Raw genomic sequence first — 25,853 nt, 5'->3', positions numbered from 1 at the left:
ACCCGGGCTCACGCTCGCGGGCTCGCGCGCGTGGATGCCCGGGCAGACTTCTGGCGGTTCAGTTGAAGCGGACGTATTCGAAGTCCACCGGCTGGCGGTTGATGCCCATGACGGGCGGCGCGATCCAGTTGGCGAACTTGCCCGGCTCAACCACGCGGCCCATCAGCGAACCGACGTAGGCGCGGTCGGTGTCCGACGGCAGCCACTCTTCCACGCGCTGGTTCCACTCGTGGTCGCTCACCACGCGGCCGTCCGGGCTGACCTTGACGCCGGCCAGGCTGCCGATGTTGCGGTGGAAAGCCTTGTGCGGCACCTTCAGGCGGAAGTCGATGCCGGCCTTTTCGATGATGCGGTTCCAGCGCTCGACGCCACCGACGCTGTCCTTGATGTAGTCGTCGCGCAGCACCTCGTTGAGTGCGTTGAGCATCGGCACTTCCTTCTCGACCAGCTTGCCCTCTTCGACGGCCAGGATCTTGTAGGTGTTGCCCTTGAGCACGTGGTCGTCGGTGCGCTTGCCTTCTTCGTAGCGGCCCTTGAGGCCCGAGCTGTAGAAGGTGGCGGCGTTGGACGACTGGTCGGCGCCGAACAGGTCGATGGTGACCGAGAAGTGGAAGTTGATGTAGCGCTGGATGGTCGGCAGGTCGATCACGCCGGCCGCACGCAGCTTGCCCACGTCGTCGGTCTTGAGCTCGTTCATCGCCGCGCAGGTGCGGCTGATGACGCGACCCACGCCGGACTCGCCCACGAACATGTGGTGCGCCTCTTCGGTCAGCATGAACTTGGTGGTGCGGGCCAGCGGGTCGAAGCTCGACTCGGCCAGCGCGCACAGCTGGAACTTGCCGTCGCGGTCGGTGAAGTAGGTGAACATGAAGAAGCTCAGCCAGTCGGGCGTCTTCTCGTTGAAGGCCTGCAGGATGCGCGGGTTGTCGGCGTTGCCGCTGTTGCGCTCCAGCAGGGCTTCGGCTTCTTCGCGGCCGTCCTTGCCGAAGTACTTGTGCAGCAGGTAGACCATGGCCCACAGGTGGCGGCCTTCTTCGACGTTGACCTGGAACAGGTTGCGCAGGTCGTACTGGCTGGGGCAGGTCAGGCCCAGGTGGCGCTGCTGCTCGACCGAAGCCGGCTCGGTGTCGCCCTGGGTGACGATGATGCGGCGCAGGTTGGCGCGGTGCTCGCCGGGCACGTCCTGCCAGGCGGCTTCGCCCATGTGGTCACCGAAGTGGATCTTGCGGTCCTGCTCGGCGGGGTTCAGGAAGATGCCCCAGCGGTAGTCGGGCATCTTCACGTGGCCGAACTGCGCCCAGCCCTGCGGGTCCACGCTCACGGCCGTGCGCAGGTAGACGTCGAAGTTCTGCGAGCCTTCCGGACCCATGTCCTGCCACCACTGCAGGTAGTTGGGCTGCCAGTGCTCCAGCGCGCGCTGCAGCGTGCGGTCTTCGCTGAGGTTGACGTTGTTGGGGATCTTCTCGCTGTAGTTGATACCGGACATGCTGGTCTCCTGAAGTGGTGGTGGAGTGAAGATGCTTCAAATCGAGGGGTGCGGTGGTACCGGCTTTGCCGGGCCACTCGCGCCGCCCCCTGGGGGGTGACGCGCGCAGCGCGGCGCGGGGGGCGTCAAACTCTGTTGAAATCGAACTGGGCCTTGTCGCCCTTGCCGTAGACCTTGAGCGCACCCTTTTCGCCGACGGCGTTGGGGCGCTGGAAGATCCAGTTCTGCCAGGCGGTGAGGCGGCCGAAGATGCGGGTGGCCATGTTTTCCTTCTGGGCGAAACGCAGGTTGGCTTCCAGGCCGGTCAGTGCGTCGGGCGACATGGCGGCGCGCTCTTCCAGCGCGAGGCGGATCTCGTCGGCCCAGTCGATGTCGTCGGGCGCGGCGGTCACCAGGCCCAGCTTCAAGGCGGCGTCGCCGTCGAGTGCCTGGCCGATGGCGCCGCGCGCGGCTTCCATCGGGCCGGCCTCTTCATAGAAGCGGCGCTGCAGTCGGCTCTGGCCGTTGACCATCGGCAGGTAGCCGAAGTTCATTTCGCCCAAGGTCAGCACCGGCTGCCGCTGCGGCTCGTCGGGCAGCACCAGCATGTAGGCGCGGTCGGCGCAGAAGGCCAGCTCGGCCAGCGTGCCGGCGAAGCACGAGCCCGGCTCCAGCAGGGCGAACAGGCTGCGCGAGGACACGTCCAGGCGGGCGAAGGTCCGGCGCAGGTGACCGATGGTTTCGTTGACGAACCAGTGGTCCTTGTTCGCCAGCATCAGCGCGTCGTTGGCCAGCACCGCGGCGCTGTCGCCTTCTGTCTTGAGCAGCCAGGTGCCGATGTCCAGCTCGTTGGTGCGCATGTGCAGGATGGCGTCGTCCAGTTCGCGCACCATCTGCAGGGCGTACCAGTTCGCGCCCAGGGCCTCGATGCCGGCGATGTCGGTCGGCTGGGCGCCCTGCGGTGCCTTGACGGTGAAGGTGGCGACGCGCTTGCTGCGGTCGATCTCGACCGTCACGTTCGTGTAGGCCAGGCGGTCGGCGTCGATGGTCCGGTTCAGCGGGGTCAGCGCGACGGGCTTGGCGCCGGCCGCACCGCGGTGGCTGCCGGCGGCCAGCTTCTCGGCGCGTTCGCGCACCGCCTGCTGAAACACCGCGGGTTTGGCGATGGCATCAACCAGGCGCCAGTCCACGGCCTTCTGTCCGCGCACGCCTTCGACGCTGGTGCAGAAGATGTCGGCCAGATCGTGGCGCACGTGGCGCTTGTCGGTGACGCGGGTCAGACCGCCGGTGCCAGGCAGCACGCCCAGCAGGGGCACCTCGGGCAGGCTCACGGCGCTGCTGCGGTCGTCCACCAGCACGATCTCGTCGCAGGCCAGGGCCAGCTCGTAGCCGCCGCCGGCGCAGGCGCCGTTGAGCGCCGCCACGAATTTCAGGCCGCTGTGCTGGCTGCTGTCTTCGATGCCGTTGCGGGTTTCGTTGGTGAACTTGCAGAAGTTGACCTTCCAGCCGTGGCTGGACAAGCCCAGCATGAAGATGTTGGCGCCGGAGCAGAACACGCGGTCCTTCAGGCTGGTGACCACCACCGACTTCACTTCAGGGTGCTCGAAGCGGATGCGCTGCAGCGCGTCGTGCAGCTCGATATCCACGCCCAGGTCGTAGCTGTTGAGCTTGAGCTTGTAGCCGGGGCGCAGACCGGCGTCTTCGTTGATGGCCAGCGACAGCGTGGCGATGGCGCCGTCGAATGACAGGCGGATGTGCTGGTAACGGGACGGGTCGGTCTGGTAGTCGACGCGGGGGGCGCTGGCGGTGGCGGTCATGGTGGTCTCCTGGGTTCTGGGCGGTGGCCGGTCGGGGTGCACTGGAAATCCGATGGATGTGAATAATAGTGCATGTATCTTGGCGCAGTCAAATGCAATTTAATGCATGTGACCCCGTATTTACCCGAATGCCCGGGTCAGGCTGGCAGCTTGAGCAGCTGGCGCACCTCGCGCCGCAGCTTCGCAAAGCTTTCTTCCAGCGGCTGGGCGCTGGTGTTGAAGGCCAGGTCGGCCTTGGAATAGAACGCGGCGCGCCCTTCCAGGATGCGCTTGAGGTCTTCCATGGCCTCGCGGCTGGCGGCCATGGGCCGCATGTCGCCCTGCGCCGCCACCCGGCCCATGTGGTCGGACGGGTCCGCCTGCAGCCAGACCGTGGTGCAGTGCTGCAGCAGCAGGTTGAAGTTGGCCGAGTCGGCCACCAGACCACCGGGCGTGGCGATCACCACCTCGGGGTAGATCTGGATCGCTTCTTCGAGCGCGCGGCGCTCGTAGCGGCGGTAGGCGTTGGCGCCGTAGAGGTTGTGGATCTCGCTGATGCTGCAGCCGGCGAACTGCTCGATCTCGCGGCTCAGTTCGATGAACGGGAAACCCAGGTCGTCGGCCAGGCGCTGGCCCAGCGTGGACTTGCCGGCGCCGCGCAGGCCGATCAGCGCCACGCGCGCCAGCCGCCCCTGCGTGTCGACCCCGCCGCTGGCGCCCAGCAGCTCCACCAGCTGCAGCCGCGCGCGGCGCAGGTCGGCCTCGTTGCGGCCCTGCAGCAGCTCGCGGATCAGCAGCCATTCCGGTGAGGAGGTGCTCACATCACCGATCAGCTCGGCCAGCGAGCAGTGCAGCGCCTGCGCCACCTGCAGCAGCACCAGGATGGAGGCGTTGCCCGTGCCGTATTCCAGGTTGGCCAGGTGCCGCTCGGACACATCGGCCGCAATCGCCACCGCCTTGCGCGTCATGCCCTTGCGCGAGCGGAGGTTGCGCACCCGCTCGCCCAGCGCCACCAGAAAGGGGTGGCGCTCTTCCTCGTCGGAGGGCGCGGCGGCGGGTGGGGCAAGGGTCTCGGTGCTGCTCATGGCGCGGGCGCCTTTCGTCTGTTGGCGGGGGCGGCTGCGGGTAAACCCCAGCCAGCGGCGCCCCCACAAACATGCACTTTACTGCATACTGCACCGGACGCAAGATAGTGCAGTTATACCGTCAAACCCCCGCCACGACCACGGCAAAAACGCAAAGCGCTGCAGCTTCCGACCATGACCACACCCGACACCCCCCTGCTTCCGAACTACTTTGCCGGCCGCTGGCAGACCGGCCACGGCCACGGCACCACCCTGCGGGACGCGGTGACCGGCGAGTCCCTGGTGCGCGTCGACAACACCGGCCTGAACCTGCACGAAGGTTTTGTCTTCGCCCGCGAGCACGGCGGCGCCGCGCTGCGCGCCCTGAGCTACGGCCAGCGCGCCGCGATGCTGGGCGAGGTGGTCAAGGTGCTGCAGGCGAACCGCGACGCCTACTACGACATCGCCACCCGCAACTCCGGCACCACCACCAAGGACTCGGCGGTCGACATCGACGGCGGCATCTTCACCCTGGGCTACTACGCCAAGCAGGGCGAGGCCCTGGGCGACGCCAAGTGCCTGCTCGACGGCGAGCGCATCCGCATGGGCAAGGACCCGGTGTTCCAGACCCAGCACGTGCTCAACCCCACGCGCGGCGTGGCGCTGTTCATCAACGCCTTCAACTTCCCGAGCTGGGGCCTGTGGGAAAAGGCCGCGCCCGCCCTGCTCTCGGGCGTGCCGGTGATCGTCAAGCCCGCCACCGCCACCGCCTGGCTGACCCAGCGCATGGTGGAAGACGTGGTCAAGGCCGGCGTGCTGCCCGAAGGCGCGCTGTCGGTGATCTGTGGCTCGTCGGCCCACCTGATGGACCAGCTCCAGCCCTTCGACGTGGTCAGCTTCACCGGCTCGGCCGAAACGGCGCGCATCATCCGCAGCCACCCCGCGGTGGCGCAGCGCTCGGTGCGCTGCAACATCGAGGCCGACAGCCTCAACAGCGCCCTGCTCGACCCGTCGGCGACGGTGGACAGCGAGGCCTTCAAGCTCATGGTCAGCGAGGTGGTGCGCGAGATGACGGTCAAGAGCGGCCAGAAGTGCACCGCGATCCGGCGCATCTTCGTGCCGCTCGAACTCTTCGACGACGCGGCCGAAGCCATTTCCGCCAAGCTGGTCAAGGTCACCGTCGGCAACCCGCGCAACGAAGGCGTGCGCATGGGCGCGCTGGTGAGCCAGGAACAGAAGCGCAGCGTGCTGCACGGCATCGAGGCGCTCTGCCACGAGGCCCTGGTGCTGTTCGATGGCAGCGAAGTGCCCCTGGTCGATGCCGACCCCGAGGCCTCGGCCTGCGTCGCGCCCACCCTGCTGGGCCACCGCGACCCGGGCCAGGCCAAGGTGCTGCACGAGGTCGAGGTGTTCGGCCCGGTCGCCACCCTGATGGCCTACGAGGACGAAGACGAGGCCTGGGATCTGGTGCGCCGCGGCGAGGGCTCGCTGGTCGCCTCCATCTACAGCGAGGACCCGGCCTTCATCGCCCGCGCCGCCGCCGAACTGGCCGACAGCCACGGCCGCGTGCACGCCATCAGCCCCGACGTCGCCGCCAGCCAGACCGGCCACGGCAACGTGATGCCCATGAGCCTGCACGGCGGCCCAGGCCGCGCGGGCGGTGGCGAGGAACTCGGCGGCCTGCGCGCGCTGGGCTTCTACCACCGCCGCACGGCCGTGCAGGCCAGCAGCGCAGCGCTCGACGCCCTGGCCGCCACAGCGACCACCCTCAAATACTGAAGTCCGCCAGAGACGCACGACAGGAGACAAGCCATGAGCCAGAAAGACACCGCGCCGCCACCGGACCGCTTCAACTTCGCCCGCCACCTGATCGAGACCAACGCCGGCCGCGCGGCCAAGACCGCGCTGATCGACGACGCCGGCCAGCTGAGCTACGGCCAGCTGGCCGACCAGGTGCAGCGCTGCTCGGCCGCGCTGACCGCCCTGGGCCTGCGCCGCGAGGACCGCGTGCTGCTGCTGATGCACGACTGCAGCGACTGGGTGGTGAGCTTTCTGGGTGCGCTGCACGCGGGCGTGGTGCCGGTCTGCGTGAACACCCTGCTCACAGCCAAGGACTACGCCTACATGCTGGCCGACAGCCGCGCCCAGGCGGCCCTGGTGTCCGCGGCCCTGCTGCCGACGCTGCAGACCGCGATGTCCGATGGCAAACACGAGCTGAAACAGCTGATCGTCTCGCGCAGCAAGGAGCCGCTGCCCGAGGGTGCCCACGATTGGGCAGCACTGGTCTCGGCTGCCACACCTGGCACCGGCGCCGACACCCACGGCGACGAGCCCGCGTTCTGGCTCTACTCCAGCGGCTCCACCGGCGCGCCCAAGGGCACGGTGCACACCCAGGTCAACCTCTACTGGACCGCCGAGCTCTACGGCAAGGGCGTGCTGCGCCTGCAAGACAGCGATGTGGTGTTCTCGGCCGCCAAGCTGTTCTTCGCCTACGGACTGGGCAACGCGCTGTCGTTCCCGCTGTCGGTCGGCGCCAGCGTGGTGCTGATGGCCGAGCGTCCGACGCCGCAAGCCTGCTTCAAGCGCATGACCGAGCACCGGCCCACGGTGTTCTGCGGCGCCCCCACCGGCTACGGCGGCATGCTGGCCGCGCCCGACCTGCCGCCCAGAAGCGCGGTGTCGCTGCGCCTGTGCTCTTCAGCCGGCGAGGCCCTGCCGCGCGACATCGGCGAGCGCTGGACCGCCCATTTCGGCTGCGAAATCATCGACGGCATCGGCAGCACCGAGATGCTGCACATCTTCCTCTCCAACCGCCCTGGCGACGTGCGCTACGGCACCACCGGCAAGGCCGTGCCCGGCTACGAGGTGCAGCTGCGCGACGAAGACGGCAGCGTCATCACCAGCCACAACCAGATCGGCGACCTCTATATACAGGGGCCCAGCGCCGCGCTGATGTACTGGAACAACCGCGCCAAATCGCGCGACACCTTCCAGGGCCCCTGGACCAAGAGCGGCGACAAGTACGTGCGCGATCCGGACGGCTACTACACCTACGCCGGCCGCAACGACGACATGCTCAAGGTCAGCGGCATCTACGTCAGCCCGTTCGAGGTCGAGGCCACGCTGGTGCAGCACAACGCCGTGCTGGAAGCCGCCGTGATCGGCAAGAACGACGACGAGGGCCTGACCAAGACCAAGGCGTTCGTGGTGCTCAAGCCCGGCCACCACGCCACCGAGGCCGAACTGCAGGCCTTCGTGAAGGAGAAGCTCGCGCCCTACAAGTACCCGCGTTTCATCGAGTTCGTGAGCGAGCTGCCCAAGACCGCCACCGGCAAGATCCAGCGCTTCAAGCTGCGCGAACTGGAGAACCAGCGCCTGTTTGTTCACCGCTGATTCGCTGACAGACACCGCCCATCCGGCCAGAGACACCTGCCCCGGGTAAACCCGGGCGCCACGCGCTTGATCTGGTTTCAATTCATAACGAAACTCGTTCGTTTCCGGAGACAGACACAGGGGTCGAGATGGTTCGAAAATGGCTGGGGATGTGTGCGTGGATGATGGCGGCGGTGGCGGCGCACGCAGGAGACGAGGGTGTCACACCGACCGAAATACGGCTGGGCGCCTCGCAGGTGCTCTCCGGCCCGCTGGGGCCGCAGACCCTGCAATACGGCGAGGGCGCCCGCCTGATGTTCGACGCAGTCAACGCCGCGGGCGGCGTGCACGGCCGCAAGATCAGCTTCACCACCCTGGACGACGGTTTCGATCCAAAGCGGGCGGTGGAGAACACACGCAAGCTGATCGGGGAACAGAAGGTGTTCATGCTGTTCAACAGCTCCGGCACCGCGCAGACCGCCGCCGTGCTGCCCCTGCTCAAGGAGTCCGGCACCATCCTGTTCGGGCCGGTGACCGGTGCGTCGTCGATGCGCGAGGGCGTCAACCCCCACCTGTTCCATGTGCGCGCGAGCTACGCCAACGAAACCGAGCGCATCTTTTCCCAGCTCAAGCAGATCGGCGTGACCCGCGTGGCCTTCTTCTACCAGGACGACGGCCTGGGCAAGACGCTGCTGGGCGAGGTCAAGAAGGCGTCCGCTGCACTGAACCTGCCGCTGGCAGCCGAGATCAAGGTCGACCCGGCCGCACCGGACTTTGCCGCCGCTGCCGCGGCCACCGCGCAGGTCAACCCGCAGGCGGTGATTGTGGGTACCGCCGGCCTGACCTTCCCCCAGTACGTCAAGGCGGTCGGCACCACGGCGGCGCGCCCCACCTTCTATGGCTATTCGGTCGCCAGCCTGGACGTGATCAACCGGGAGCTCAAGGACAAGGCCCGCGGCATCATCCTGGCGCAGATCATGCCGTCGCTGCGCAACGCCACCATTCCGGTGGTGGCGGAGTACCTGAAGCTGCTCAAGGACAAGAGCCCCGATGCCGCGCCATCGGCGTCGCAGTTCGAAGGCTTCGTGCACGCGCGGCTGCTGGTGGAAGGCCTGCGGCGCACCGGCCGGGACCTGAGCACCGCGTCGTTCACGCGCACCCTGGAAAGCGCCGGTGAAATTGCGTTCGGCCGCTTCACCGCCAAGTACTCGCCCAAGTCCCACAATGGTTCGGACTATGTGGAACTGGCCATCATCGATGGCCAGGGGCAGCTGCGGTACTGAGCCCGGCGCCTGTCGGACTCAGGTGTCCTTGGAGATCTTGATGGTCGGGAACTTGCTGGAGAAGTCCTTGGCCTTGGCCGCAATCTTGATCGCCACCTGGCGCGCCACCGTCTTGTAGATGCCGGCGATCTCGCCCTCGGGATCGGCCACCACCGTGGGCCGGCCGCTGTCGGCCTGAACGCGGATGCTCATGTTCAGCGGCAGCTCGCCCAGGAAGTCCATGCCGTATTCGGCCGCCATCTTCTTGCCGCCTTCGGCGCCGAAGATGTGTTCGGTGTGGCCGCAGTTGGGGCAGCAGTAGACCGCCATGTTCTCGACGATGCCCAGGATGGGCACGCCCACCTTCTCGAACATCTTGATGCCCTTGCGCGCGTCCAGCAGGGCAATGTCCTGCGGCGTGGTCACGATCACCGCGCCGGTCATCGGCACGCGCTGCGACAGCGTGAGCTGGATGTCGCCGGTGCCCGGCGGCATGTCGACGATCAGGTAGTCCAGGTCTTTCCAGTTGGTCTGGCGCAGCAGCTGCTCCAGCGCCTGCGTGGCCATGGGGCCGCGCCAGATCATGGCCTCGTCCTTGTCCACCAGGAAACCGATGGAGATGACCTGCACGCCGAAGTTTTCCAGCGGCTCCATGGTCTGGCCGTCGGTGCTCTCGGGACGGCCTTCGATGCCCATCATCATGGGCTGGCTGGGACCGTAGATGTCGGCGTCCAGGATGCCGACCTTGGCGCCCTCGGCGGCCAGCGCCAGCGCCAGGTTGACGGTGGTGGTGCTCTTGCCCACGCCGCCCTTGCCCGAGGCCACGGCGATGATGTTCTTCACGTTGGGCAGCAGCTGCACGCCGCGCTGCACCGCGTGCGGGATGATCTTGACTGTGAGGTTCACCGACACGTTTTCCACGCCCGGCACGCTCTTGGCGGCCTCGATCAGCCCGCGGCGAAGCGCCGGAATCTGGCTCTTGGCCGGGTAACCGAGCTCCACGTCGAAGGACACATCGCCGGCGTCGGCCTGCAGGTTCTTCAGGGCCTTGGTGGACACGAAGTCCTTGCCGGTGTTGGGATCGGTCACCGCCTGCAGGGCGGCAAGGAGCGCTTGGGTGTCGACGGCCATGAAACGGGCTCTCCGGGTACTGGGGTGAGGTTATGAAGAATCGCACCGAAGTCTAACGGCCCCGGCATGCCCCGCCTAAAATTGCGGGTTCCCCCGAATGAAAGCCTTCCGACATGAGCCAGCGCCGCCTGTTCGTCACCACCGCCCTGCCCTACGCCAACGGCCACTTCCACATCGGCCACATCATGGAATACATCCAGGCCGACATCTGGGTGCGGTTCCAGCGCATGCAGAGCCACGAGGTGCACTTCGTCTGCGCCGACGACGCGCACGGCGCGCCGATCATGATCGCGGCCGAGAAGGCCGGCAAGACGCCGCAGCAGTTCGTGGCCGACATCGCCGCCGGACGGCCGCAGTACCTCAACGGCTTCCATATCGGTTTCGACAACTGGCACAGCACCGATGGCCCTGAGAACCACGAACTGGCGCAGGACGTGTACCGCGCCCTCAAGGCCAACGACCTGATCGAGACCCGCACCATCGAGCAGTTCTTCGACCCCGAGAAGAACATGTTCCTGCCCGACCGCTTCATCAAGGGCGAATGTCCCAAGTGCGGTGCGAAAGACCAGTACGGCGACAACTGCGAGGTCTGCGGTGCGGTCTACGCCCCCACCGAACTGAAGAACCCCTACTCCGCCCTGTCGGGCGCGACGCCGGTGCTCAAGCACTCGGACCACTTCTTCTTCAGGCTGTCCGACCCGCGCTGCCTGGACTTCCTCAAGGGCTGGACCACCAGCGGCGCCGTGCAGCCCGAGGTGCTCAACAAGATCACCGAGTGGATCGCGCCCGGCGAGGACGGCAAGCCCAAGATGGGCGACTGGGACATCAGCCGCGATGCGCCCTACTTCGGCATCGAGATCCCGGATGCCCCGGGCAAGTATTTCTATGTGTGGCTGGACGCGCCCATCGGCTACCTGGCTTCGCTCAAGAACTACTTCGGCAAGACAGGTCGCGACTACGAGGCCTTCATGGCCGACCCGTCCACCGAGCAGTACCACTTCATCGGCAAGGACATCATCACCTTCCACACCCTGTTCTGGCCCGCGATGCTCAAGTTCAGCGGCCGCAAGGTGCCCAACGCGGTCTTCGTGCACGGCTTCCTGACCATCAACAACGGCGAGAAGATGAGCAAGAGCCGGGGCACCGGCCTGTCGCCGCTGAAGTACCTGGAACTGGGCATGAACCCCGAGTGGCTGCGCTACTACCTGGCGGCCAAGCTGTCGGGCAAGAACGAGGACGTGGACTTCAACGCCGAAGACTTCATGCTGCGCGTCAACAGCGACCTGGTGGGCAAGTTCGTCAACATCGTCTCGCGCTCGGCCGGCTTCATCACCAAGCGCTTCGGCGGCCAGCTGACACAGAGCTTCGACGAACAGGGCACAGCCCTGCTGGCCGACATCCGCGGCGCGGCGGGCGGCATCGCCACGCACTACAACGAGCGCGAGTACGGCAAGGCCATGCGCGAGATCATGGCGCTGGCCGACCGCGTCAACGCCTACGTGGACCAGCACAAGCCTTGGGACCTGGCCAAGGACGCCGCCAACGACGCGCGCCTGCAGCAGGTCTGCTCGGTGCTGGTCAATGCCTTCACCGCCCTGGCCCGCTACCTCGCGCCCGTGCTGCCCGAACTCGCCGGCAAGGTGCAGGCGCTCACCGGTGCCGACCTGAAGGACTGGCACAACGCCGCCGACGTCGCGGCCATCCAGCCCTATCAGCACCTCATGCAGCGCGTGGACGTCAAGCAGCTGGACGCCCTGTTCGAGCCGCCGCCGGCGCCCGAAGAACCCAAGACCGTGCCCGGTGGCGAAGAGATCGCGCCCACCATCTCCATCGACGACTTCGCCAAGGTCGACCTGCGCATCGCGCAGATCGTCAAGTGCGAGGCGGTGGAAGGCTCGACCAAGCTGCTGCGCCTGACGCTGGACGTGGGTGAAGGCCGGACGCGCAACGTCTTCAGCGGCATCGCCAGCATGTACAAGCCCGAAGACCTCGAAGGCAAGCTGACGGTGATGGTGGCCAACCTGGCGCCGCGCAAGATGAAGTTCGGTGTCAGCGAGGGCATGGTGTTGGCCGCCAGCCACGCCGACGAGAAAGCACAGCCCGGCATCCACGTGCTGCAGCCCTGGCCAGGCGCCCAGCCGGGCATGCGCATCCACTGACCGGCGACCGCCCGTGTTCGCCCCCATCCGCGGCTTCACCGCCCTGCAGCGCACGCCGCAGGCGGACCTGAAGCTGGGCACGGTGCTGGCCTTCGTGGCCGGCGCCGCCAACGCGGGCGGCTTCCTGGCCGTGGGCCAGTACACCTCGCACATGACGGGCATGCTCTCCGCGCTGGCCGACAACCTGGTGCTCGGCCAGTTCGTGCTGGTGGGCGCCGGACTCGTCTCGGTGCTCGCCTTCGTGCTGGGCGCCATGAGCACCGCCTGGATCGTCAACTGGGGCATGCGCCGGCAGCTGCGCAGCGCCTACGGCCTGCCGCTGCTGCTGGAGGCCGTGCTGTTGCTGGTCTTTGGCCTCTTTGGCGCCGTCATGAGCCTGTGGCACACCGTGTTCCTGCCGGTCACGGTGGTGCTGCTCTGCTACATCATGGGCCTGCAGAACGCGGTCATCACCAAGATCTCGCAGGCCCGCATCCGCACCACCCACGTGACGGGTCTGGTCACCGACCTGGGCATCGAACTGGGCAAGCTGCTCTACGTGAACCGGCACCCGGACATGCAACCGGTGCGTGCCGACCGCGAGCGCCTGCGGGTGCACGCCCAGCTGGTCCTCAGCTTCCTGGTCGGCGGCATCGCTGGCGCCCTGGGCTTCAAGCACCTGGGCTATGTGAGCACCCTGCCGCTGGCACTCGCGCTGCTGCTGCTGGTGCTGCGCCCGCTGCTGGAAGATTGGCAGCGCCTGCGCGCCAGCTGAACCGCCGGGACCGTCTCAGCGGGCCCGGTCCAGCGCCGGGTCGCGCGCCGACCCGGTCGAGATCACCCGCAGGTCCGGGCTGAAGATGACCGTGAACACCTGGCTGTCGCTTTCGTTCGGGCCATCGCGCCACCGCCAGTCGTAGTGGACCTCCTTTTTGAGGGTGTACTCGGTCACCTTCATCGGTTTGCCCAGCAACTTGCGCACATCCTCCATGGCCATGCCGGGCTTGATCTCGGCGAAGGTCCTCGGGTTGAGCACCTGCCGCAGGGCCGCCATCTTGCCGTCCGGGCCGATGGTGATCTGGTAGTTCTGGTAGCCCTCGGGCTGGCGGTTGTACTCGTAGATCTGGGCGCCATCCGACCCGTCCCACACGGCTTCGGGCGGCCCGAACTTCTCGCGCACATCCACCTCGGTCGAGACACCCTCTTCGAGTTCGCTGATGGCGCGCTGGTCGCAGGCCGTCAGCAACACAGCCCCCAGCAGGAGGCATCCCAAGCGGTTGAACATCTGTGAAGTCATGGGTCGCACCGGGAAGGCAAAGACTCAGTGTAAACCCTGAGATCGTCGGCCACCGCAGCGCGGCACGGGGTGTGCAAACGGTAACATCTGGCGATGCTGAACAACCTGCCCCCGCTGGCGCCGTTCCGGCCCCGCCTGTTCCAGGACATCCGTGGCTACAACAGCGAGAAGCTGGTGCGCGACATGGGAGCTGGCGCGACGGTCGGCATCGTGGCGCTGCCACTGGCCATGGCCTTTGCCATCGCCAGCGGACTCAAGCCGGAGGCGGGACTGTGGACGGCCATCGTTGCCGGCTTCCTCATTTCCGCCCTGGGCGGCACCTCGGTGCAGATCGGCGGCCCGGCCGGCGCCTTCATCGTCATCGTCTACGGCATCGTCGAGCGCTACGGCGTGGCCAACCTGCTGATCGCCACCGCCAGCGCCGGCGTGCTGCTGTTCCTGCTGGGCCTCTTCCGCCTGGGCACCCTGGTGCGTTACGTGCCGGTCAGCGTGGTGATCGGCTTCACCAACGGCATCGCGGTGCTGATCGCGCTGTCGCAAGTGCGCGACTGGCTCGGGCTGGACATCGCCAAGATGCCGGGCGACTTCTTCAGCCAGATCGCCACCATCGCCCAGCACCTGGGCAGCTTCAACCCCTACGCCTGCCTGCTGGGTGCGCTGTGCGTGGTGGGCCTGTTCATCTGGCCGCGACTGTGGGCGGTGGACTCGCAGTTCAGACGTCAGCTGGAACAGGTCGACACCATCAGCGCACTCAAGGCCACATCGCGGCTGCCGGCACCGGTGGTGGCGCTGGTGACGCTGACGCTGCTGGCCTGGCTGCTGCAGATGCCGGTCGAGACCATCGGCTCCCGCTTCGGCGGCATCCCGCAGGGCGTGCCCGCGTTCGAACTGCCCGACTTCAGCTGGCAGACCGTGAAGCTCTTGGTGACGCCCACGCTCACCATCGCGCTGCTGGGCGCGATCGAGTCGCTGCTCTGCGCGCGTGTGGCCGACCAGCTCAGCGACACCCCCAAGCACGACCCGAACCAGGAACTCATGGCACAAGGGGTGGCGAACTTCGCCGTCCCGTTCTTCGGCGGCATGCCGGCCACCGGCACCATCGCGCGCACGGTGACGAACATCCGCGCAGGGGCGGTGTCCCCGGTCGCGGGCATGGTGCACGCCGGCACGCTGGCCGCGGTGGTCCTGATCGCCGCGCCGCTGGCGCAGCACATCCCGCTGGCGGTGCTGGCCGGCGTGCTGCTGTTCGTGGCCTGGAACATGGGCGAGTGGCGCGAGTTCGGGCGCCTCAAGCAGTTCACCAACCACTACCGCCTCATGATGGTCTCCACCTTCCTGGTGACCATCGTGTTCGACCTCACCGTGGCGGTGGAACTGGGCCTGGTGCTGGCCTGCCTGCTGTTCGTGCGGCGCCAGAGCGACATCTTCCGCGCCGACCCGGTGCCCCAGCAGCATCCCGGGCAGCTCCACTTCAGGCTCTACGGCTCGCTGTTCTTCGGCGCCGTCGCCAAGATCGACCCCATCGTGGCGGCGGTCGAGCGGGCTCCGGCGGGCCTGGCGGTGACGCTGGATGCCAGCCGGCTGATCTCGCTGGACACCACCGGGCTGGATGCGCTGGAACAGCTGCACAAGGCCATCCTGAAACGCGGGGGCACCCTGGCGCTGACCGAACTGAACCCGCAGCCGCAGTCGCTGATCGAACGCTCCGGCTTCGGCGCCCGGCTGCGCGGCGAGGCGGCCGACCGGCACGCCGGATGAGCCGGGCCGACCAGTAAAATGGCAGGTTTTCCGCTGACCGGCGCCCTGCGCCTTCTTGCCATGAGCATTTTCGGCCGCCCCCACTACACCTCCGACACCACCCAGTTCATCGACCAGCTCAAGTCCAGCCGGCCCGAGATCGAGCAGGGGCAGCTCGAAGGGCGTTCGCTCCTGTGGGACAAACAGGTCGACCGCGACCTGCTGGCCCAGGCGCAGGCCGCGCGCGTGCCGCAGCAGCCCTACGTCTACCAGACCCAGCCCGACCCGCACTGAGCCCTGCCGTCCCGAGACTGCGATGAGCAACGAGGCCGGCGCACTCGATGCGCCCCCGGAGGGCCTGGATGCCGTGCTGCCCGACGTGGTCGACCAGGTGGCGCTGGCGCGCCTGTACGGTGAGCCGCTGTTCGACCTGCCGCGCGACCTGTACATCCCACCAGACGCGTTGCAGGTCTTCCTAGAGGCCTTCGAGGGCCCGCTGGACCTGCTGCTCTACCTGATCCGCAAGCAGAACTTCAACATCCTCGACATTCCGATGGCGGCGGTGACCCGCCAGTACCTGAGCTACGTCGACGAGATCCGCGCCAGCAACCTCGAACTGGCGGCCGAGTACCTGCTGATGGCGGCCATGCTGATCGAGATCAAGTCGCGCATGCTGCTGCCGCCCAAGAAGACGGCCGAGGGCGAAGAGGCCGAAGACCCGCGCGCCGAGCTGGTGCGCCGGCTGCTCGAATACGAACAGATGAAGCTGGCCGCCCAGCGCCTGGCCGAAGTACCGCAGTACGGCCGCGATTTCCTGCGCGCCCAGGTCTACGTCGAGCAGGCGCTGCAACCCCGCTTCCCCGATGTCAGTGCCCTGGATCTGCAGTCGGCCTGGCGCGACATCATGAAACGCGCCAAACTGGTCCAGCACCACAAGATCAGCCGCGAGGAACTGTCGGTGCGCGAGCACATGAGCATCGTGCTGCGCCACCTGCAGGGCCGCAAGTTCGTCGAGTTCGGCGAGCTGTTCGACACCACCCGCGGCCCGCAGGTCATGGTCGTCACCTTCATCGCCATGCTCGAACTGGCCAAGGAAACCCTGATCGAGCTGACCCAGGCCGAGGCATTCGCACCCATCTATGTGCGCCTGGCGTACACCCCTGCATCATGACCACCCACCATTTCGACGCCCTCATCATCGGCAGCGGACTGGCCGGCCTGACCGCCGCCCTCAAGCTGGCCCCCACCCACCGCGTGGCGGTCGTGACCAAACGCGGCATCTCGGACGGTTCCAGCAACTGGGCCCAAGGCGGCATCGCCGCCGTGCTGGCCGAGGGCGACAGCTACGCCTCACACGTCGACGACACCCTGGTGGCCGGCGCCGGCCTGTGCGACCTGGAAGCCACCCAGTTCACGGTGGAGAACGCTCCGGCGGCCATCGCCTGGTTGCAGGAACTGGGCGTGCCCTTCTCCACCGAAAACGGCGAACTGCACCTGACCCGCGAGGGCGGCCACACCCACCGCCGCATCGTGCACGCCACCGACGCCACCGGCGCCGCCGTGCAGGCCACATTGAGCAGCCTGGCGCGCAAGACCCCCGGCATCACGTTCTTCGAGAACCACATGCTGGTGGACCTGATCACCGATGCCAAGCTGCCCGGACAGCAGCACGGCACCGCCACCCAGCGCTGCCACGGCGCCTATGTGCTGGACGTGGACCGCGACGAGGTCGAGACCTTCAGTGCGCCACACACCATCCTGGCCACCGGTGGCGCGGGCAAGGTCTACCTCTACACCACCAACCCGGACACCGCGACCGGCGACGGCATCGCAGCCGGCTGGCGCGCGGGCTGCCGGGTCGGAAACATGGAGTTCATCCAGTTCCACCCGACCTGCCTGTACCACCCGCACGTCAAGAACTTCCTCATCACCGAGGCCGTGCGCGGCGAGGGCGGCCAGCTCAAGCTGCCGCCCCACCTGGGCGGCCACCGCTTCATGCCCGACCACGACCCGCGCGCTGAACTGGCGCCGCGCGACATCGTGGCCCGGGCCATCGACTACGAGATGAAGAAGCACGGCCTGGACTGCGTGCACCTGGACATCTCGCACAAGAGCCCGGAGTTCCTGAAGGAGCATTTCCCCAACATCCTGGCGCGCTGCGCCGAGCTGGGCATCGACATCACGAAGGAGCCGATCCCGGTCGTGCCAGCCGCGCACTACACCTGCGGCGGCGTGGTGACCGATCTGGCCGGCCGCACCGACATCGAAGGCCTGTACGCGGTGGGCGAGACCACCTGCACCGGCCTGCACGGCGCCAACCGCCTGGCCAGCAACTCGCTGGTCGAGTGCATGGTGTTCGCCCAGGCCGCGGTCAAGGCCATCCACACCGCCACCACAACGTCCCGGCCCGAGATTCCCCTGTGGGACGCCAGCCGCGTCACGGACGCCGACGAACAGGTGGTGATCTCGCACAACTGGGACGAGCTACGCCGCTTCATGTGGGACTATGTGGGCATCGTGCGCACCAACAAGCGGCTGGAGCGCGCGGCCCACCGGATTGCCCTGCTGCAGGGCGAAATCCAGGAGTTCTACGCCCAGTTCCACGTCACGCGCGACCTGCTGGAGTTGCGCAACCTGGTCCAGGTGGCCGACCTGATCGTGATGTCGGCCATGCTGCGCCGGGAAAGCCGCGGTCTGCACTACAGCCGCGACTACCCGGACAAGCTCCCGGAAGCCCGTCCGACCATCCTCGTTCCGCCGGCGCGCTGATCACCCGCACCGACTGTGGTGGTGCGCGTCTCGCGCTACAGTAAGGGGATGATCACCAACGCCGATCCCGGCAGCCTCGCCCCGCCTGCACCACAGGCCCATCCCGCCGCCAGCGCGGCGGCGGCGAGCTTTGCCGCGCTGCTGGGTCGGCTGGACTACCTGGGTGCGGCCGACATCGAAGCGATCCGGCGCGCCTACCGTTTCGCCGATGAGGCCCACCTGGGCCAGCTGCGCAAGAACGGCGATCCCTACATCACCCACCCGATTGCGGTGGCGGCCCAGTGCGCCGAATGGAAACTGGACGCCCAGGCGCTGATGGCGGCCCTGATGCACGACGCGATGGAAGACTGCGGTGTGAGCAAGGTCGAACTCGTTGAGCGCTTCGGCGCGCCGGTCGCGGACCTGGTCGATGGCCTGACCAAGCTGGAGAAGCTGGCCTTCGACACCCGCGAACAAAACCAGGCAGAGTCCTTCCGCAAGATGCTGCTGGCGATGGCCAAGGACGTTCGGGTCATCCTGATCAAGCTGGCCGACCGCACCCACAACATGCGCACCATGGGCGACATGCCGCGCAACAAGTGGCAGCGCATCAGCAGCGAGACACTGGAGATCTACGCCCCGATCGCGCACCGCCTCGGTCTGAATTTCACCTACCGCGAGCTGCAGGACCTCTCGTTCCGCTTCCTGCACCCCTGGCGCTACGAGGTGCTGTCCAAAGCGCTGAACAAATCCCGCACCCGCCGCAAGGACCTCATCACCCGCGTGCAGAAAGAGGTGGAGGGCGCGTTTGCCCGCCACGGCATGCAGGTGCGCATCGTCGGTCGGGAAAAGACGCTTTATTCCGTCTACCGCAAGATGGACAGCAAGCACCTGTCGTTCTCGCAGGTGACCGACATCTACGGCTTTCGCATCGTGGTGCCCGAGCTGACCGACTGCTACACCGGCATGGGCCTGCTGCACCAGCTCTACAAACCGGTGCCCGGCAAGTTCCGCGACTACGTGGCCATTCCCAAGGTCAACGGCTACCAGTCGCTGCACACCACCCTGATCGGCCCCTTCGGCACCAACATCGAGTTCCAGCTGCGCACCCACGCGATGGACGTGGTGGCCGAGTCCGGCGTCGCAGCCCACTGGCTCTACAAGGCCAACGAGCCCAACAGCGACACCACCCAGCGCCTGGGCACACAGTGGCTGCAGTCGCTGCTGGACATCCAGCAAGAAACGCACGATGCCAGCGAGTTCTGGGACCACATCAAGATCGACCTGTTCCCCGACGCGGTCTATGTGTTCACGCCGCAGAGCAAGATCCTCGCGCTGCCGCGCGGTGCCACTGTGATGGACTTCGCCTACGCCATCCACAGCGGCGTAGGCAACCGCGCCGTGGGCGCCCGCATCAACGGCGAACAGCGGCCGCTGCGCACCGAACTCGCCAACGGCGACGTGGTGGAGATTCTCACCAGCGAGTCCGCCGAGCCCAACCCGGCCTGGCTGTCCTTCGTCAAGACCGGTCGCGCGCGCTCCAAGATCCGGCACCACCTCAAGACGCTCGCACAGGAAAAGACACATCTGCTCGGTGAGCGCATGCTGGCGCAGGCACTGCGCTCCGAAGGCATCGCCCAACTCCCCGATGCCAGTGGCGAGCACAAGGCCACCTGGGACAAGCTGCTGCGTTTCACCGGCACCAAGTCGCGCGAGGAACTGCTGTCGGACATCGGCATGGGCAAGCGCATCGCCAGCATGGTGGGCAAGAAGCTCGCCGTGCTGCTGGCCGAAACCGGGCTCAAACCCGACGCGGTGCTCATCAGCACCGAGCGCTACGCCGCCGGTGAGGACGGCTCGGTTTCCCAGGGGGTCGTCAGTCTGGATGGCAGCGAAGGCCTGTCGGTCCAGTTCGCGCGCTGCTGCCAGCCGATCCCGGGCGACCGCATCGTGGGATATCTTGGCCGCGGCGAGGGACTGACGGTGCACACCGAAGACTGTCCCACCGGCAAGCGCCTGCTGGCGCGCGACGGTGAGCGGTTCCTCCAGGTCGAATGGGCCGATGAGCCCACGCGCCCGTTCGATACCACCGTGGTGGTCACCGTGACCAACGGCAAGGGGGTTCTGGCTCGCGTGGCCTCCGCCATCGCCTCGGCCGAGGCGGACATCACCCACGTGGACATGGGCGACGAGCCCGCACAGACGGCCACCGACATCCGCTTCTCCGTGGCCGTGCGCGACCGGGTACACCTTGCCGAAGTGCTGCGCAGCCTCAAGCGGACCACCTCGGTGATCAAGGCGCAGCGACTCCGCGCCAATTGAACGGCCGCATCAGCCCCCGGGCGCGGGATAGCTGACCGAAAGGATTTCCAGCTCCTGGCTTCCTCCGGGCACCACCAGCCGAACCAGATCACCCACTCGCGCCTTCAGCAGAGCGCGGGCCACGGGAGACACCCAGCTGATCTCGCCGCGGGAGCTGTCTGCCTCGTCCACGCCGAGAATGGTCACCGTGGTCTCCCTGCCCTCATCGTCCGCATAGGTCACGGTGGCACCGAAAAACACCTGGTCGCCGCCATGGTGCTGCGAGCAGTCCACCACCTCGGCGACTTCAAGCCGGCGCGTGAGAAAGCGGATGCGCCGGTCGATTTCGCGCAGGCGCTTCTTGCCATACAGATAGTCGCCGTTCTCGGACCGGTCTCCGTTGCTGGCGGCCCAGTGAACGATCTCGACGATGCGGGGCCGCTCGTCGTCGATCAGCGCCATCAACTCGGTCCGCAGCCGGTCGTAACCCGCTCGGGTGATGTAGTTCACCCCGGTCGGCAGCACCGCCGGTTCGGGCAGTTCGTCGTCTGCGTCGGAGTCGGTTTCGCGGGTGAATGCTTTGCTCATGAAGGAACGGCCCGGGGAGAACGCTTCGGAGCGAAAAAGAAAAAAGCCCGCAGCTTGTGGCTGCGGGCTTTTCATTTGGTGCGGCTGGCAGGAATCGAACCCACGACCCCTTGGTTCGTAGCCAAGTACTCTATCCAGCTGAGCTACAGCCGCGAAGACATGCATTGTAGCACGGTTTTTTGGTAGGCCGTGTTGGGCTTGAACCAACGACCAAAGGATTATGAGTCCTCTGCTCTGACCAACTGAGCTAACGGCCCGACGAGGCCCGCATTGTAGGGCGCAGTAACGCCCTGCTCATTTGTGGCTCAGGGCGTTGCTCACCAGCTTGGCGGTCACGTCGACGATCTGGATCATGCGGTCGTACGGCATGCGCTGCGGGCCGATGACGCCCAGCGTGCCCACCACCTGACCATCCACCTCGTAGGGCGCCGTGACGACCGACAGGTCTTCAAATGGCACGACATGGCTTTCGCCACCGATGTAGATGCGCACACCATCGGCCTGTGAAGACACGTCGAGCAGGCGGATCAGCTGGGTCTTCTGCTCGAACAGGTCGAACAGCTGGCGAAGATGCCCCATATCGCTGGAAAACTCGCTCACCGACAGCAGGTTGCGCTCGCCCGAGACCACCACCTCCTCACGCTCGGCGCTTGCGTCGGCCCCGATGTCCACAGCGGCCTGCATCAGCGCCGCGATCTCCCCCCGCAAGGCCTCGACCTCGTTGCGCAGCCGCGCCCGCACTTCTTCCATCGTCAGGCCGGCGTAGTGGGCATTGAGGAAGTTGGCCGCCTCCAGCAACTGCGACTGGGTGAAGTTCGCCTGTGTGTGGATGATGCGGTTCTGCACATCCCCGTCCGGCGACACAAGGATCACCAGCACACGGCGCTCCGACAGGCTCAGGAATTCGATGTGCCGGAACACCGAAGCGCGCCGCGGCGCCATCACCACACCCACGTACTGCGACAGGCTGGAAAGCATCTGGGCGGCGTGGCTGATGACGCGCTGCGGCTGAGCGCCCGCCTCGATGCCGGTGGCGCCGATGTTTTCTGCACCCGAAATGTCCTCGCGCCGCACGGTGAGCATGGTGTCCACGAACAGCCGGTAGCCTCTGGCGGTGGGGATGCGCCCGGCCGAGGTGTGGGGGCTGGCGATGAGCCCCAGTTCCTCCAGGTCGCTCATCACGTTGCGGATGGTCGCCGGGGAGAGCTCCATGCCGGCCGCCTTGGCCAGCGTACGGGAACCGACGGGTTGGCCGTCGGCGATGTAGCGCTCGACCAAGGTCTTGAGCAGAAGTTTGGATCGGTCGTCCAGCATGGCCCCATTTTACGGACGGTGCCACCCGAAAACAGGGAATGAGGACAAGGGTTTCCGGGGGGCCGACTGCCCTTTCCCCCTATGTTGTAATTTGCACATGACCCAGCCAGACACCCGCCGCCACGAGGCCTCTGCGCCGAAGCGCCACCTGCGATTCGCCCATGTGGCCATCGTCGGCAAGTACCAGGCACCCGGCTCTGGCAAGGTGGTCGAGACACTGGCCGAGTTCCTGCATGACGAAGGATGCGACGTCTCGCTGGAGCGGGACACCGCGCTCAACACCGGCCTGCTGCAATACCCGGCGCTGGACGTCCCTGCCATGGGCCGGTCCATCGACCTGGCGCTGGTGCTCGGCGGCGACGGCACCATGCTGGGCATTGGTCGGCAACTGGCCCGCTATGGCGTGCCCCTGGTGGGCATCAACCAGGGCCGCCTGGGCTTCATCACCGACATTCCACTGGGCGCCTACCAGGACAACCTGCGGGCCATCCTGCGCGGCGAGTTCGAGGAAGACCCCAGGTCGCTGCTGGCGGCCAGCGTCTGGCGCGACGGCCGCTGCGTGTTCGAGGCGACGGCACTGAACGATGTGGTCGTCAACCGGGCCGGCGTGGCCAGCATGATCGAACTGCGGGTGGAGGTGGACGGTCATTTCGTGGCCAACCAGCGCGCCGACGGTCTGATCATCGCCACCTCCACCGGATCCACCGCTTACGCGTTGTCGGCCGGTGGCCCGCTGCTGCACCCGTCTGTGGGCGGCTGGATCATGGTGCCGATTGCACCGCACACGTTGTCCAACCGGCCCATCGTGCTGCCCTCGCACTGCGAAGTGGCGGTCGAGATCGTCTCGGGCAAGGACGCCAGCGCCAACTTCGACATGCAGTCACTCACCAGCCTGCTCCACGGTGACCGCATCGTCGTGCGCCGCTCGGAACACACGCTGCGGCTGCTGCATCCGTTGGGCTGGAGCTACTTCGACACCCTGCGCAAGAAGCTGCACTGGAACGAGGGCGCCTGAGAGCGGTCAAAATAGCCGCCTTCCTTTCGTTTGTTCCGAAGCCATGAGCCTCCGACGCATCGTCTTGCGTGACTTCGTCATCGTGCCCTCGCTGGACCTCGATCTGGACCAGGGCTTCAACGTGCTCACCGGCGAAACCGGTGCCGGCAAGTCGATCCTCATCGACGCTTTGCAGCTGGCACTCGGTGCGCGCGCCGACAGCGGCGTGGTGCGCGAAGGCGCCACGCGCTGCGAGATCGCCGCCGAATTTGACCTGCCTGCTTCTCTGCGGCCCTGGCTGGATGAGCAGGGCTTTGCCGCTGCCGACGACAGCCTGCTGCTGCGCCGCACCGTCGACACCGAAGGGCGCAGCCGCGGCTGGATCAACGGCAGCGCGGCCACGATGGCCCAGCTCAAGGCCCTGGCCGATCACCTTGTCGACATCCACGGTCAGCACGCCTGGCAGAGCCTGACGCGCGCAGAAGCCGTGCGCGGCCTGCTGGACGCTTACGCCGGCGTCGACGCTACGGCGGCGGCGTCGCTATGGTCCGACTGGCGCCAGGCCCGCAAGGCGCTGGAGAGTGCGGCCGAGCGCCAGAACACACTGCAGCAGGAAAGCGAGCGACTGGCCTGGCAGATCGGTGAACTCGACAAGCTGCAGCCCCAACCCGGCGAATGGGAAGACATCAACGCGCAGCACAGCCGCCTGGCCAATGCGCAGGGCCTGATGGACGCAGCACGCGAAGCCGCTGCGGCACTGGACGATGAGGACAGCAGCGCCGCGTCGCTGATCCACCGGGCGCTGTCCGCGCTGCAGGCGCAGGCCCACCTGGAACCGGCCTTCAACGACGCCATCGAGGCGCTGCAGGCGGCCCTGGCCCAGGTGCAGGACACGGTGCACAGCCTGCACCACTACGCGCGCCATGCCGATCTGGACCCCTCGGGGCTGGAGGCGCTGGACCAGCGCCTGTCGCAATGGATGTCTCTGGCCCGCCGCTACCGCAGACCACCCGAAGAACTCGCCGATCTGCTCGCGGGCTGGAAAAAGGAACTCGCAAGCGTCGACCAGGCCATGGACCTGGACGCCCTGCGCGCGGCGGAGCGCAAGGCCTGGGGCACTTTCGAGGTTGAAATCAAGCGTCTGGGCAAGCTGCGCCAGCAGGCGGCGCCCAAGCTGTCCCGGGCGGTCACCGAGGCCATGCAGACCCTGGGCATGCAGGGAGGCCGGTTCGAGGTGGGCCTGCAGAAGCTCGACGAACCGCAGGCGCACGGCTGGGAACAGGTCGAATTCCAGGTGGCGGGTCATGCCGGCGTGAGCCCGCGCCCGGTCGGCAAGGTGGCCTCGGGCGGTGAGCTCTCGCGCATTGCCCTGGCGATCTCGGTGGTCACCAGCCGGCTGGGGCAGGCACCGACCCTGATCTTCGACGAGGTCGACTCGGGCATCGGTGGTGCCGTGGCGCACACCGTGGGGCAACTGCTGCGCCAGCTGGGCCGCGACCGCCAGGTGCTGGCCGTCACCCACCTGCCCCAGGTCGCTGCCTGCGGGGACCACCACCTACTGGTGAGCAAGCGCCAGAGCGGGTCGGTCACGCACAGCACCGTCGCCCCGATCACGCACGAACAACGTGTGAGCGAACTGGCGCGCATGCTCGGAGGCAACGACCGCTCGGAAGTGTCGCTGGCACACGCCCGAGAACTGCTGACCGCATGAACACGCCGGCCCCCGCCCAACCCCTCAAGCCGATTGAGCTGGTGCTGATCACCGGCATGTCCGGCTCGGGCAAATCGATCGCCCTGACCGCGCTGGAAGACCTCGGCTACTACTGCGTCGACAACCTGCCGCCCGAGCTGCTGGCCTCGTTCATCGCCCTGGAGCAGAGCCACCGTGCCAGCAAGGTGGCGATTGCGATGGACGTGCGCAGCGCGGCCTCGCTGCCCGGGCTGCCCGCGCGCCTGGCCGAGATCCGGCACCAGCCAGGGCAGGATGTCCACCTCACCACGGTGTTCCTGGACGCTACCACCGACACGCTGGTGCGGCGCTTCTCCGAAACGCGCCGCCGCCACCCGCTGTCGCTCAAGCCGTCCAACGACGAGCACCGGGCGCTCACGGACGCCATCGAATATGAGCGCGAGCTGCTGTCGGAGCTGCGCGACCGTGCCCAGGTGCTCGACACCAGCCTGATCCGGCCGGCACAGCTGCGCAGCCACATCAAGGAGCTGATCGGCGCCCAGCAGGCCCCGCTCACCCTGGTGTTCGAGTCGTTCGCCTTCAAGCGCGGCATTCCGATGGACGCCGATTTCGTGTTCGACGTGCGCATGCTGCCCAACCCGCACTACGAACCCGACCTGCGCCCGCTTACCGGACGAGACGAGCCCGTGGCGGCCTTCCTGGCGCGCCATGCCGAAGTGACGGCGATGCAAGAGCAGATCGACACCTTCCTGCGCCACTGGCTGCCGCACATGCTCGACGATCACCGGAGCTACGTCACCGTGGCCATCGGGTGCACGGGTGGACAGCACCGGTCGGTGTACCTCGTGGAACGCCTGGCCAAGGCCTTTTCCAGCGCCTGGTCCACGCGGTTGCGCCACCGCGAGATCGATGGCTGGCCAACGCCTCCGGCCCGGTCGGCCTCCGCCGGGCCCTGA

The 25,853-nt window shown here is 67.1% G+C and carries 20 protein-coding genes and 2 tRNA genes; 13 read left to right on the top strand and 9 right to left on the bottom strand.

The genetic code is table 11. The features are described 5' to 3' along the window. Window positions 1-58: 58 nt before the first annotated feature. From boxB to HPS01S_RS00475, 3 genes are all read right to left on the bottom strand, one after another. Complete coding sequence (gene boxB / locus HPS01S_RS00485) at window positions 59-1,486, bottom strand: benzoyl-CoA 2,3-epoxidase subunit BoxB (protein ID WP_066149629.1); 1,428 nt, start codon at window positions 1,484-1,486, stop codon at window positions 59-61. Window positions 1,487-1,611: 125 nt separating this feature from the next. Next, complete coding sequence (gene boxC, locus HPS01S_RS00480; protein WP_066149626.1) at window positions 1,612-3,282, bottom strand: 2,3-epoxybenzoyl-CoA dihydrolase; 1,671 nt, start codon at window positions 3,280-3,282, stop codon at window positions 1,612-1,614. Window positions 3,283-3,419: 137 nt separating this feature from the next. Then, window positions 3,420-4,346 (bottom strand): helix-turn-helix transcriptional regulator, encoded by a 927-nt coding sequence (locus HPS01S_RS00475; RefSeq protein ID WP_066149623.1) that lies wholly within the window; start codon window positions 4,344-4,346, stop codon window positions 3,420-3,422. Window positions 4,347-4,520: 174 nt separating this feature from the next. On the opposite strand from HPS01S_RS00475, the gene HPS01S_RS00470 reads away from it, so the two are divergent. The 3 genes from HPS01S_RS00470 to HPS01S_RS00460 all read left to right on the top strand — a co-directional run bounded on the left by HPS01S_RS00470 (window position 4,521) and on the right by HPS01S_RS00460 (window position 8,980). Then, complete coding sequence (locus HPS01S_RS00470) at window positions 4,521-6,104, top strand: 3,4-dehydroadipyl-CoA semialdehyde dehydrogenase (RefSeq protein ID WP_066149620.1); 1,584 nt, start codon at window positions 4,521-4,523, stop codon at window positions 6,102-6,104. Between the two features lie 33 nt (window positions 6,105-6,137). Then, the gene (locus HPS01S_RS00465; RefSeq protein WP_066149618.1) at window positions 6,138-7,718 is read left to right on the top strand and encodes a benzoate-CoA ligase family protein; all 1,581 of its coding nucleotides are present in this window, start codon (window positions 6,138-6,140) and stop codon (window positions 7,716-7,718) included. Between the two features lie 149 nt (window positions 7,719-7,867). Next, window positions 7,868-8,980: an ABC transporter substrate-binding protein gene (locus HPS01S_RS00460; RefSeq protein WP_243721694.1), complete on the top strand. Its 1,113-nt coding sequence runs from the start codon at window positions 7,868-7,870 to the stop codon at window positions 8,978-8,980. Window positions 8,981-8,998: 18 nt separating this feature from the next. Here the strand turns inward: HPS01S_RS00460 and apbC are convergent, their stop codons facing one another. Then, the gene (gene apbC / locus HPS01S_RS00455) at window positions 8,999-10,090 is read right to left on the bottom strand and encodes an iron-sulfur cluster carrier protein ApbC (protein WP_066149612.1); all 1,092 of its coding nucleotides are present in this window, start codon (window positions 10,088-10,090) and stop codon (window positions 8,999-9,001) included. A gap of 113 nt (window positions 10,091-10,203) precedes the next feature. Between apbC and metG the strand changes: the two genes are divergently transcribed. Next, complete coding sequence (gene metG, locus HPS01S_RS00450; protein WP_066149606.1) at window positions 10,204-12,249, top strand: methionine--tRNA ligase; 2,046 nt, start codon at window positions 10,204-10,206, stop codon at window positions 12,247-12,249. Between the two features lie 13 nt (window positions 12,250-12,262). Further along, window positions 12,263-13,003 carry a YoaK family protein gene (locus HPS01S_RS00445; RefSeq protein ID WP_066149603.1) on the top strand — a complete coding sequence of 247 codons (741 nt, stop codon included), beginning with the start codon at window positions 12,263-12,265 and terminating at the stop codon, window positions 13,001-13,003. A gap of 15 nt (window positions 13,004-13,018) precedes the next feature. On the opposite strand, the gene bamE is transcribed toward HPS01S_RS00445, so the two are convergent. Continuing rightward, window positions 13,019-13,525 (bottom strand): outer membrane protein assembly factor BamE domain-containing protein, encoded by a 507-nt coding sequence (gene bamE, locus HPS01S_RS00440; RefSeq protein WP_066149600.1) that lies wholly within the window; start codon window positions 13,523-13,525, stop codon window positions 13,019-13,021. 93 nt (window positions 13,526-13,618) lie between these two features. Between bamE and HPS01S_RS00435 the strand changes: the two genes are divergently transcribed. The 5 genes from HPS01S_RS00435 to HPS01S_RS00415 are packed head-to-tail and all read left to right on the top strand — an operon-like array spanning window position 13,619 to window position 20,332. Next, window positions 13,619-15,283, top strand: coding sequence for a SulP family inorganic anion transporter (locus HPS01S_RS00435; protein WP_066149596.1), 1,665 nt, complete (start codon window positions 13,619-13,621; stop codon window positions 15,281-15,283). Between the two features lie 60 nt (window positions 15,284-15,343). Continuing rightward, complete coding sequence (locus HPS01S_RS00430; RefSeq protein ID WP_066150860.1) at window positions 15,344-15,556, top strand: DUF3460 family protein; 213 nt, start codon at window positions 15,344-15,346, stop codon at window positions 15,554-15,556. Between the two features lie 22 nt (window positions 15,557-15,578). Continuing rightward, on the top strand, window positions 15,579-16,433 hold the full coding sequence (locus HPS01S_RS00425; protein WP_066149593.1) for a segregation and condensation protein A: 855 nt from the start codon (window positions 15,579-15,581) through the stop codon (window positions 16,431-16,433). Next, window positions 16,430-18,031 (top strand): L-aspartate oxidase, encoded by a 1,602-nt coding sequence (gene nadB / locus HPS01S_RS00420; protein ID WP_066149590.1) that lies wholly within the window; start codon window positions 16,430-16,432, stop codon window positions 18,029-18,031. Before HPS01S_RS00425 ends, nadB begins: the two co-directional genes overlap by 4 nt. A 48-nt stretch (window positions 18,032-18,079) precedes the next feature. Beyond that, window positions 18,080-20,332 carry a RelA/SpoT family protein gene (locus tag HPS01S_RS00415; RefSeq protein ID WP_066149587.1) on the top strand — a complete coding sequence of 751 codons (2,253 nt, stop codon included), beginning with the start codon at window positions 18,080-18,082 and terminating at the stop codon, window positions 20,330-20,332. Between the two features lie 9 nt (window positions 20,333-20,341). Here HPS01S_RS00415 and greB read toward each other — a convergent pair whose 3' ends face one another. The 4 genes from greB to hrcA all read right to left on the bottom strand — a co-directional run bounded on the left by greB (window position 20,342) and on the right by hrcA (window position 22,213). Continuing rightward, on the bottom strand, window positions 20,342-20,974 hold the full coding sequence (greB, locus tag HPS01S_RS00410; protein ID WP_084396923.1) for a transcription elongation factor GreB: 633 nt from the start codon (window positions 20,972-20,974) through the stop codon (window positions 20,342-20,344). Window position 20,975: 1 nt separating this feature from the next. Then, window positions 20,976-21,052 (bottom strand) — tRNA-Arg (locus HPS01S_RS00405). A 27-nt stretch (window positions 21,053-21,079) separates the two neighbouring features. Continuing rightward, window positions 21,080-21,156: transfer RNA gene (locus HPS01S_RS00400), tRNA-Ile, on the bottom strand. 37 nt (window positions 21,157-21,193) lie between these two features. After that, window positions 21,194-22,213, bottom strand: a complete 1,020-nt coding sequence (hrcA, locus tag HPS01S_RS00395; RefSeq protein WP_066149581.1) for a heat-inducible transcriptional repressor HrcA — start codon at window positions 22,211-22,213, stop codon at window positions 21,194-21,196. A 97-nt stretch (window positions 22,214-22,310) separates the two neighbouring features. Between hrcA and HPS01S_RS00390 the strand changes: the two genes are divergently transcribed. Genes HPS01S_RS00390 through rapZ form a run of 3 tightly spaced genes read left to right on the top strand, consistent with a single transcriptional unit; the run spans window position 22,311 to window position 25,853 of the window. Further along, window positions 22,311-23,228, top strand: a complete 918-nt coding sequence (locus HPS01S_RS00390) for an NAD kinase (protein ID WP_066149577.1) — start codon at window positions 22,311-22,313, stop codon at window positions 23,226-23,228. 43 nt (window positions 23,229-23,271) lie between these two features. Then, the gene (gene recN / locus HPS01S_RS00385; protein ID WP_066149574.1) at window positions 23,272-24,918 is read left to right on the top strand and encodes a DNA repair protein RecN; all 1,647 of its coding nucleotides are present in this window, start codon (window positions 23,272-23,274) and stop codon (window positions 24,916-24,918) included. Further along, window positions 24,915-25,853 carry an RNase adapter RapZ gene (gene rapZ / locus HPS01S_RS00380; RefSeq protein ID WP_066149571.1) on the top strand — a complete coding sequence of 313 codons (939 nt, stop codon included), beginning with the start codon at window positions 24,915-24,917 and terminating at the stop codon, window positions 25,851-25,853. The genes recN and rapZ overlap by 4 nt, the downstream gene beginning before the upstream one ends.

Source organism: Hydrogenophaga pseudoflava NBRC 102511, assembly GCF_001592285.1.
Lineage (GTDB): Bacteria > Pseudomonadota > Gammaproteobacteria > Burkholderiales > Burkholderiaceae_C > Hydrogenophaga > Hydrogenophaga pseudoflava.
This window is presented reverse-complemented; position numbering and strand designations above follow the sequence as displayed.